Raw genomic sequence first — 10,143 nt, 5'->3', positions numbered from 1 at the left:
CGCAGTGAGCTCGAATTACAACGGCAGTCAGCTCAGCTGCAGTGCCAGTACCGACGGAGAGATCACGATCACCGCCAGCGGAGGCACCGGTAGTTTAAGTTATTCGCTGGATGGAGGCACTTATCAGTCCTCGAATATCTTTACCGGTGTAGGAGCAGGTTCTCATACGATCAGCGTTAAAGATGCTAACGGCTGCAGCACGGACGTAAGTATTACCCTGACTGCTCCACCAGCTATTACAGCCGGTGCAGCAGCAAGCTCGAACTACAACGGCAGCCAGCTCAGCTGCAGTACCAGTACCGACGGGGAGATCACGATCACTGCCAGCGGAGGCACCGGCAGTTTAAGCTATTCACTGGATAACGGAGTTTACCAGTCTTCAAATGTGTTTACCAATGTAGGAGCAGGCCTTCACACGATTAACATCAAAGACGCCAACGGCTGCAGCACGGATTTAAGTATTACTCTGATCGCTCCACAAAAAATTTTAATAAGTATTACCAAGTCAGATGTGCAATGTAATGGTAGCAATGAAGGTGCAGTTGACCTTACTGTAACAGGGGGAACAGGATCGTACATTTATTCCTGGACAGGAATAAATAATTACAGGGCAGCTTCACAGGATATCAGCAATTTAAAAGTGGGTAGTTATACAGTAAGTGTTACAGACGCCAACGGGTGTACCGCCACTGAAACAGTAACAATTACTGAACCCGCTGCCTTAGCATTATCCACAAATGTAACGAATGTTAAATGCAATGGTGGTTCCAGTGGTACTGCCAGGGTTTTGGTGAATGGAGGTACAGCACCTTACACCTATAACTGGAGTACTTTACCTGTCCAAACTACTTCTGTCGCAAATAATTTAAAGTCAGGAACCTACGAAGTAACTGTAACAGATGCACATGGTTGTACTGCAATAGAAAAAGTAATAATAAGCGAACCGGCAGAATTGGTAGCTAAGGTAGAAATTAAAGCTACTTCATGTTCATACTCGGCAGACGGTAGCGTCAGCCTTATGGTAACAGGTGGAGTAGAACCCTACACATACAGCTGGATGCAGGATTCTAATAATCACACTTCCACTGCTGGAGGATTACAGGCAGGTACGTACAATATATTAGTAAAAGACGCGAATAACTGTACTGTTTTTGTTAATGCGGTTGTAAATCAGGGTAATTGTCCGCCAGTTGCAGGTAATGATAAATTCAAATCAAAGCAAAATGAAGCAATTGAGGGTTCTGTAGTTGAAAATGATACGGATCCGGATGGGGACAATTTAATTTACAGCCAGCTGACCCTTCCCGAAAATGGCACCCTGCATTTTAACAGCGACGGGAAATTTAAGTTCTATCCTAAGAATGACTGGTCAGGTACAACTTTCTTTGACTATTCGGCCTGTGATGGAAAAGGGTTGTGTAATAATGCCAGGGTAATGATTACGGTAGTTGCTGTTAATCACCCTCCAGTTGCAGCTGATGATGTTTTTTCAGCAGAGCCAGGTACAGTATTTAAAGGATGTATCTGCCCTAATGATTTTGATCAGGATAAAGATGCGCTATCATTCAGCAAACTTACTGAACCTACACACGGCACGTTGGAATTTACGCCAGACGGGAAATTTACGTATATAGCATCCGAAGATTTTACAGGTGAGGATACGTATACTTACCAGGCTTGCGATCCTTCCGGCGAGTGCTCCATTGCAAAAGTAACTATCAATGTAGCTAATTCACCTGTTGTTAACCTCACACCTGAGCGGAGTTCTGTAATGGAGGGTAAAAAAACTACGGTTACAGCAAGGCTTTCAAGGGCGTTTTATGAAGATGTTGTAGTAACACTGAATTATGCGGGTTCTGCAACAAAAGAGCGGGATTATTTTCTGTTAGATCAATATGAACAACTTGTTATTCCGGCAGGACAAACTTCTACCAAAGAAAAAATAACCATAGCTGCCTTAGGAGATGATATTGATGAGCAGGATGAAAAAGTCTTAATTGATATAGCCGGGGTTTCAAATCCCCTGGTGAGGATTGGAAAAAATGCCATCGTGACCATTCAGGATATTTATCCACAGCTTCCACCAGATGAAAACCCTGTTCAAACCACTCCGGAAAATCCGGAACTTGTGATTGATCCTCTTGTATCGCCTAATAATGATGGAATAAAGGATCATTTCGATATTAAAAATATAAAAGACCTGGATAATGAAGTGATTATTTTAAATCGTTGGGGTAACGAAGTGTTCAGAATAAAAAACTATAACGAGTCCGACAGGGTGTTTAAAGGAGTTGCCAACACTGGCTTGCTAACCAATACAAATACAGAACTTGTAGATGGTGTATATTACTATCTGATCTATACCTACCAGTCCGGAACAAAAGAAACCAGGTTAAATAAAGGCTATCTCATTCTCAAGAGATGATCGCTGATAATCAGCATATTTTTATTTATCTTTTAACTGACAAATCTTTTTGGCACTTTCCTTGTTAATAAATGTGCAATAAAATGAAGTAAAATAATCTTTAATTAAATTACTCTAATTGCTTTTACTATGAAAAAAACTACAAAATTTATAGCATCTGCAGTAGCTGCAGCAGCTTTATTAATCAGTTCAAACCTTAAAGCTCAAACTACAGAGCCGGCAGGAGATTCACATGCTACCCGTTTTGGAATTGGTCTCAGTTTAGGAAATGCCACAAAAGATCCGTGGGGTTTTGCTATAGGTGGCGACCTTCGTCTGCAAAAAGACTTCTCTTCAAATGTTTCAGGATTACTCTCAGCAGGGTATACTAATATTTCTGTTAAAGATAAGTTTGATGGACTTGGGATAGATTCTTATGACCTGATACCAGTTAAAGCAGGAATTAAAGTTTTTCCGGTTGAACGTTTTTATATTTCAGGAGAATTAGGCGCAGGATTTGGTTTGGATGAAGGCGCCAAAACATCTTTTATTTATGCTCCGGGCATAGGTTTGGGATTTAATAACGGCCTCGATCTGGGCTTACGTTATGAAGGCTATTCCGTTAACAATTCAAATATTGGACAGGTGGCACTTCGTATTGCTTACGGTTTCAGGCTTTAATCCTTAAATAATTAATTGAACAGCCCCGGTTTGCCGGGGCTTTGTTATTTTTACGCTTTCCTAACTATATTGATATGAAAAAAATAATAGTTCTTATCTGGTCTGCTTTTATTGCAACTGCATGTAATCAGGCGAATAAATCGGCCTCTTCCGATAAAGATTCTGCAACGGTAACCCGTACAGTTGGGCCTTCGGTAAAACTGAAAGATGAAAATAAAAATGTGCTTTATCATCAGTATCTCACATTAAAAAATGCATTGGTGGCTTCTGATTCTTCTAAAGCCGGTAAAGCAGGAGAGGAGATGATAGCGACACTTAAAAATATTGAAGGTTGTGAAAATACGGCAAAAATTGCTCGGCAGATTGCAGAAACAACAGATATTGGGATACAAAGGGAAAGATTTATTACTTTAAATTCTGATATCCTGACACTTTTCAAAGCTGCTGATATTCAAACAGGAAGCATTTTTATTCAATATTGTCCGATGGCGAATCAAGGCAACGGAGCGTATTGGATGGCCTCGGAAAGCGAGATTCGGAATCCATACTACGGTAATGATATGCTTACGTGTGGTGAGGTTAAACAAGAATTGAAATAATTATTAAAACTGGTTCTTTATCTATAGAAAAATCAAAATTTTTTATCAGATAGAAAGAAATAAGTGAAATTATTTTGTATATAAATTAATTTAATGTAAAAAATGCATTGCTTTATAAAAAATAATTTCAAAACAGGCAGATTTAATTATTTTTGCTCGGAAACACTATTTATATGTCAGAGACAGCATCTTTAACATTTGGCGATAAGTCCATTAATTTACCTGTAATCACCGGAACTGAGCAGGAAAAGGCGATTGATATATCTAAACTCAGAGACCAGACAGGTTATATTACTATAGATAGTGGATATAAAAATACAGGTTCAACTAAAAGTGCCATTACATTTCTTGATGGTGAAAATGGTATTTTACGGTACAGGGGTTATCCGATAGAACAGCTTGCTGAAAATTCTTCTTTCATTGAAGTAATGTATTTACTGATTTACGGCGAACTTCCTACTGCAGATCAACTGAAGGATTTTCAGTTCCAGATTAGCCGCCATACGCTGGTTCATGAAGATATGAAGAAGTTTTTTGATGGTTTTCCTTCAAAATCTCACCCTATGGGCCAGTTAGGTTCACTGGTATGTTCCCTTTCTGTTTTTTATCCCGAAAGCCTTGATCCGCATCCAAGCAAAGAAGACGTAAATCTTGCCATTTTAAAATTGCTGGCTAAAATGCCAACAATAGTTTCGTGGATATATAAAAAATCATTGGGACATCCGGTAATATACCCTCAAAATAAGCTGGACTATGTTACTAATTTCCTTCACATGACTTTTGGGCAACGTACCGAAGATGTAGAGATTGATCCGGTTGTAGTAAGTGCAATGAATAAGCTTCTTATCCTTCATGCTGATCATGAACAAAACTGTTCCACTTCAACTGTACGTATAGTAGGTTCTTCCGACTGTAATTTGTTTGCCTCCATTTCCGCAGGTATTTCAGCTTTATGGGGCCCATTACATGGGGGCGCAAATCAGGCGGTAATTGAAATGCTTGAAAAAATAAAAAATGATGGCGGTGATGTTGCCAAATGGGTAAATAAGGCAAAAGATAAAAATGATTCCTTCCGCTTGATGGGATTTGGACACAGAGTTTACAAGAACTTTGATCCCCGTGCAAAAATTATAAAAAAAGCATGTGACGATATACTTGAAAAATTAGGAATTAACGATCCTGTTCTGGAAATAGCAAAAAGTTTAGAAGAAGTAGCGCTAAACGATTCATACTTTGTTGAACGCAAGCTTTACCCTAACGTAGATTTTTATTCAGGAATTATTTATCGTGCTTTAGGATTTCCTACAGATATGTTTACAGTTTTATTTGCCTTGGGACGTTTACCCGGATGGATTGCTCAATGGAAAGAAATGCGTGAAAATAAAGAGCCTATTGGCCGCCCAAGACAAGTTTACGTTGGAGAACCGGTTAGGGATTTTGTTGAGCTTTCTAAGCGTTAAGAAATTATATAAAGATTAAAACCGGTTCAAAACGAACCGGTTTTTTTATGTTCAATAAAACAGGGCTGTAGCCGCAGCAACCACTGCAAAACTGATTGCCAGCAAAATAACATACGAAAAACTCAGGATGAGCATTTTAAAAATGGTGCTTTTTCTTGAGCTGTTATACACATTTCTTAAAGATTTGTACAGATACCAGGTAATGAAAATTACGGTTAACGTATCAAGAACGACTGCACTTTTAGGAATAATAAATTCAATAATGTAGCAGACAACGAGAAAGAGAAAGACAAAGGATTGAAAATGAATGGAATAAATAAGATGCTCCACATAATACGCATGTTTCCTGAAGTAAACTAATTTTAAAATCACGGCGAACAGCGGAAGCAGGATAAACATGATTTTTGGAATATTATGTTCCAGTGCTTCGTTGAAAGCGTCTCTTTTGGATTCAGATCCAAACTCCACTCTTTTTTTGTTCAAATATTTTTCCCAGTAACTTTCTTTTTCATCATCAGACTTTTTTGCCAGGGCGCTATCTACGCTGTCAAAAAGTAATTGCTGATCTTTTTGGTCTAAAGAAGCTTCCTTTTTCGCCGCTGGTATTGTATCCGCTTGCTCATTTCTTACTTCCAGGTTTTCTTTTTCGGCCTTTTTGTTTTTTAACGAAGAAAAAAAGAAGAAAACAATGCTTATAAAGATATACATGCTTACCGGAGGCAGGTAAGAAACCCGTTTGCCCTTATTGTACTGAATTGTCAGGTAGCCGGGTTTAATTAATAAAGGAACAATACTGTTTAAAAATTTTGAATCAAAATGGAAGTAATGCCCTACGCTGTGAGTTACTATATGCCAGAAACTTTCCTTCAGCTGTAAATTTTCCTGTCCGCAATAAGAACAAAAATTATATTCAATGGATTTGCCGCAATTCAGGCAGTTTTTTTCAGAGCGGTAATGTTTCTTCATTAAATTCTACTAAAATATTCTCCAGAAGGAACATTAAAGATATAACAGCAGCGTGAATTATAAAAATCAGGAAGACCTTCTTTTTGAAAGTTCATCTCTGATTTTTGCAGCTTTTTCGTAAGCTTCTTCAGTTAATGCCTGTTGAAGTTTTTCTTTCAATTCTTCATCAGTTAAAGAGGAATAATTAGCAGGAGAAGTAGCTATTTTTTCTTCTGTAGGAGTATCGATATTTTCCAGGAAAACAAAGTCATTGCCTTCAATCACAATTCCTGCAGTAGCAAGTATAAATTCGTACGTATATATAGGGCATTCAAATCGTACTGCCAGTGCAATGGCATCGGAAGTGCGGGCATCGATTTCTGTGGTTTTTTTGCCATCAGAGCAAATTAATTTGGCATAAAAAATTCCGTCGACCAGATTGTAAATAATCACTTCCTGTACGGAGATGGAATAAACCTGAGCAAAAGATTTAAACAAATCGTGGGTGAGCGGACGGCTTGGAGTCATTTTTTCAATTTCAATTGCTATAGCCTGGGCTTCAAACCCTCCTATAATTATCGGCAGGCGTCTTCTTCCGCTTACTTCGCCTAAAACCAGTGCGTAAGCTCCAGATTGCGTTTGGCTATATGATAACCCTACTATGTCTAATTTTATCTTTTTCATAACTTATGATTGACTTTATCCGATAAAGTCAGGTCAGAATTACCCCTTTTCTTTAAAATTTCGTATTGCTTCTGTTAATTTAGGAACCACCTCTAAAGCGTCACCTACAATTCCATAATCTGCAGCTTTAAAAATAGGCGCTTCCGGATCTTTGTTAATAGCAACAATGGTTTTTGAAGAACTTACTCCGGCTAAGTGCTGAATAGCTCCTGATATGCCTACTGCGATATATAAATTCGGACTGATGGTAATTCCGGTTTGTCCCACGTGTTCTTCGTGCGGCCGCCAGCCTGCATCAGATACCGGTTTAGAACAAGCTGTGGCTGCACCTAATACTTCGGCAAGATCTTCAATAACTTTCCAGTTTTCAGGCCCCTTTAACCCCCGGCCTCCTGAAACTACAACTTCGGCTTCGGGCAGCGGTACTTTTTCGGTTGATTTAATCACTTCCTGTACTTTTATCGTAGCTGCCGACGGATTCAGCACGGGCTCGAATTCTTCAATTTCAGCCAGGTTGTTTCCCGTTTCAGCTATTGGAAAAGAATTTGGATTAACAGCCAGTACCTTAATGTCGGAAGATAAAGTTACAAAGGCATATGCTTTTCCGGAGAAAGCCATCTTTTTAACCTGAAAGCTGCTTTCTCCAATTTCGGGAATATCAATTACCCCGCCTCCATAAGCTGCTTTAAGTTTTACAGCTACAGCAGGAGCTATGCTTTTTCCAGTAAAAGAATTTGAAAAAATAACTATCGTTGAGTTTTCTTTATTAACAGCGTCACAGATAGCTGCAATATAATCTGAATCAGTAAGCGCTTTTGGATTTTTGTTGCTGATATATAGTACTTTTTGTGCACCATAATTCCCTAAAGTACCAAGAATATCCGTAGAAATATCTCCAACAGCTAATGCAACTAAAGTTGTACCCGTTTGTTTTGCAATTTCTTTTGCATAAGAAACTGCTTCTAAAGAAGATTTTTTTACTTTCCCTTCGTTGTGTTCGATATATACAAGTACAGACATTTAGCTATCAATTAATATAACACGTATTTTATATTGCTTTGGTTTCCGTATGCAATAATTCAACCAATTTTTCGGTTTCTTCTGCTGCGAGTATTTTTACTGCTCCTTTTTGTGGAGGAGATTCAAATCGTTCGTAATGTGTATAAAAAGGAGTTTCTACAGGTTCAATCACCTGCAAAGGCTTGGTTCTTGCAGACATGATACCCCGCATATTGGGTATCCGCGGTTCTGCAGTTCCCTCTGTGCAACTTACGACCAGGGAAGCAGAAGCAGTTAAAACTTCTTTACCGCCTTCAATTTCACGTTCTATAGTAAATTCAGTTCCGTTATAGTCCAGTTTCTTTATTATTGAAATGGACGGAATTTGTAAGAGCTCTCCCAGCATGGCAGCAACCTGCGAACCGTTATAATCAATAGACTCGCGGCCTGTTAGTATCAGGTCATAATCTTTATCCTTCACAAAATCAGCAATCTGATTTGCTACAAAAAATCCATCGGCAGGAAAAGCATTTATGCGTACGGCATCATCTGCACCTGTTGCCAGCGCTTTGCGGATAGTAGGTTCTGTATTTGCTTCGCCCACATTTATTACCGTTAAGGTTCCTTTGCCACCTTCGCATAATTCAATACCTTTTGACAGCGCAATTTCATCGTAGGGGTTTAGAATATACTGAACTCCGGCGGTGCTAAATTGGGTATTATCGTTGGTAAAAGTTATTTTTGTGGTGGTATCCGGAACGTTGCTGATGCAAACCAATACTTTCATAAAAAACCGTTTCTGCAAAAATAATTAAAAAAGCCACTTATTACAATGAACAGCAATCGCCTGCAAAAGCTTTTAGAATTTTCAAAAAATGAACCAAATGACCCTTTTCTGAAATATGCGCTTGCTACCGAGTATCTTGCTTTAAATGAAACCGCTTCGGCTTTGAGTTATTTTGAAGATCTGATGCAGAACCACAGCGATTATGTAGGTACCTATTATCATCTTGGCCGGTTATATGAAGTACTTAACAGGAAAGACGAAGCGATAAAAACTTATCAGCAAGGGATGATGGTAGCACGAAATGCAAGAGATAACCATGCGCTTTCCGAATTGCAAACTGTATATAATTCAGCGGTTGGTTTAGATTACGAAGACGATTAACATTGAGCCCTCGAAAAATTCTTTTTTTACGTGATGTTGTTTGGTATACGCTATTTTCTTTTGGCGGTCCCCAGGCGCATTTAGCGATTATGCTTAAAGAATTTGTTAAAAAAAGAAACTACATTACAGAAAAGGAACTGCTCGAACTCAATGCGTTAACCCTTGTACTTCCGGGGCCTTCTTCTACACAAACACTTGTCGGCATTGCTTATAAAGTAGGCGGATTGAGTATAGCCGTTCTTACATTCTTAATATGGGTATTTCCCTCAGCAGCGGTGATGTCATTTATTGCAATCGCCTATAATACAATTACTACTGTTGAGAATTTTAAGAATATTCTTTCATTCGTTCAGCCCATTGCTGTTGGTACGGTAGGATATGCAGCTTACACTTTCGCCCGGTCAATCCTTAAAACCAATGTATCTGTTTGGCTGGCTGTGGCTTCGGTAATTGTTACGCTGATATTGAGGAATGCCTATGTTTTTCCTATCCTGATTCTTACCGGTGGTATTATTTCATCTGCTCTGGAACCTCCAGAAGAGGAAAGCAAGCTTCGGGTAAAGCTTTTTTCAAATATTAACAGAACCAAGATATTTTATTTTATTGGTACTCTTATTGTTTTTGCAGCCTTAGGAGCCATTATAAATCAAACTTCACCGTTTAGTTTACCCATCCGCTTGTTTGAAAATTTTTACCGCAACGGCATTATGCTATTTGGCGGCGGACAGGTTCTGGTTTCACTGATGTTTACAGAGTTTGTGCAGATGAAACATTATTTATCGGCGGATGAGTTTTTAACAGGATATGCTTTTCAGCAGGCTTTGCCGGGTCCTACATTTTCTTTTACTTCGTTTGTAGGAGCCATGTCATTGAAAAAATTCGGCTATGGAACGTTCTCTCAGATTATAGGCAGTTTAGTGGCTACGCTGGGAATTAATTTGCCCGGTTTGTTTTTAATATTGTTTATTGTTCCCTTCTGGAATGATCTTAAAAAAATTACCCGGATTAAAACCTCCCTTTCCGGTGTTAATGCGGTTGCTGTGGGATTTATGATCGCCGCGTTTATCTTTTTGCTTCAGCCTCTTGGTTTTAATTTGTTATCAATCTGTTTAGTTATTGTCACGTTCCTTTTACTAAATTTCACAACCATCAGGACTCCCTTCTTGATTTTAGCGGGAATCCTGATTGGATTGTATGTGTAGT

10 protein-coding genes are annotated in these 10,143 nt (G+C 38.8%); 6 read left to right on the top strand and 4 right to left on the bottom strand.

Going from position 1 to position 10,143, the window contains the following annotated elements:
• From ACLCDL_RS16645 to ACLCDL_RS16630, 4 genes are all read left to right on the top strand, one after another.
• Positions 1-2,425 (top strand): Ig-like domain-containing protein (locus tag ACLCDL_RS16645; RefSeq protein WP_423149539.1); only part of this gene is annotated, 2,425 nt, incomplete at its 5' end.
• 129 nt (positions 2,426-2,554) lie between these two features.
• A complete protein-coding gene (locus tag ACLCDL_RS16640; RefSeq protein WP_423149538.1) occupies positions 2,555-3,085 on the top strand; it encodes an outer membrane beta-barrel protein in 531 nt (176 codons plus the stop codon).
• A 74-nt stretch (positions 3,086-3,159) separates the two neighbouring features.
• Positions 3,160-3,684: a DUF3347 domain-containing protein gene (locus tag ACLCDL_RS16635; RefSeq protein ID WP_423149537.1), complete on the top strand. Its 525-nt coding sequence runs from the start codon at positions 3,160-3,162 to the stop codon at positions 3,682-3,684.
• Between the two features lie 173 nt (positions 3,685-3,857).
• Complete coding sequence (locus ACLCDL_RS16630; protein WP_423149536.1) at positions 3,858-5,144, top strand: citrate synthase; 1,287 nt, start codon at positions 3,858-3,860, stop codon at positions 5,142-5,144.
• 51 nt (positions 5,145-5,195) lie between these two features.
• On the opposite strand, the gene ACLCDL_RS16625 is transcribed toward ACLCDL_RS16630, so the two are convergent.
• The 4 genes from ACLCDL_RS16625 to ACLCDL_RS16610 form a co-directional block, all read right to left on the bottom strand.
• Positions 5,196-6,110 (bottom strand): DUF3667 domain-containing protein, encoded by a 915-nt coding sequence (locus ACLCDL_RS16625; protein ID WP_423149535.1) that lies wholly within the window; start codon positions 6,108-6,110, stop codon positions 5,196-5,198.
• Positions 6,111-6,176: 66 nt separating this feature from the next.
• Positions 6,177-6,773 carry a bifunctional nuclease family protein gene (locus ACLCDL_RS16620; protein ID WP_423149534.1) on the bottom strand — a complete coding sequence of 199 codons (597 nt, stop codon included), beginning with the start codon at positions 6,771-6,773 and terminating at the stop codon, positions 6,177-6,179.
• A 39-nt stretch (positions 6,774-6,812) separates the two neighbouring features.
• Positions 6,813-7,793, bottom strand: a complete 981-nt coding sequence (locus ACLCDL_RS16615; protein ID WP_423149533.1) for an electron transfer flavoprotein subunit alpha/FixB family protein — start codon at positions 7,791-7,793, stop codon at positions 6,813-6,815.
• A 28-nt stretch (positions 7,794-7,821) separates the two neighbouring features.
• A complete protein-coding gene (locus tag ACLCDL_RS16610) occupies positions 7,822-8,559 on the bottom strand; it encodes an electron transfer flavoprotein subunit beta/FixA family protein (RefSeq protein WP_423149532.1) in 738 nt (245 codons plus the stop codon).
• Positions 8,560-8,604: 45 nt separating this feature from the next.
• Between ACLCDL_RS16610 and ACLCDL_RS16605 the strand changes: the two genes are divergently transcribed.
• Together ACLCDL_RS16605 and chrA are read left to right on the top strand one after the other, a co-directional pair.
• The gene (locus ACLCDL_RS16605; protein WP_423149531.1) at positions 8,605-8,940 is read left to right on the top strand and encodes a tetratricopeptide repeat protein; all 336 of its coding nucleotides are present in this window, start codon (positions 8,605-8,607) and stop codon (positions 8,938-8,940) included.
• A gap of 2 nt (positions 8,941-8,942) precedes the next feature.
• Positions 8,943-10,142, top strand: coding sequence for a chromate efflux transporter (gene chrA, locus ACLCDL_RS16600; RefSeq protein WP_423149530.1), 1,200 nt, complete (start codon positions 8,943-8,945; stop codon positions 10,140-10,142).
• The last annotated feature ends 1 nt before the right edge of the window (position 10,143 follow it).

Origin of the sequence: Rubrilithobacter danxiaensis (assembly GCF_047272945.1) — a bacterium.
GTDB classification, from domain to species: domain Bacteria; phylum Bacteroidota; class Bacteroidia; order Sphingobacteriales; family Sphingobacteriaceae; genus Rubrolithibacter; species Rubrolithibacter danxiaensis.
Note: the sequence above shows the minus strand (reverse complement) of the source record. Positions and strands in the feature narration are given on the sequence as shown.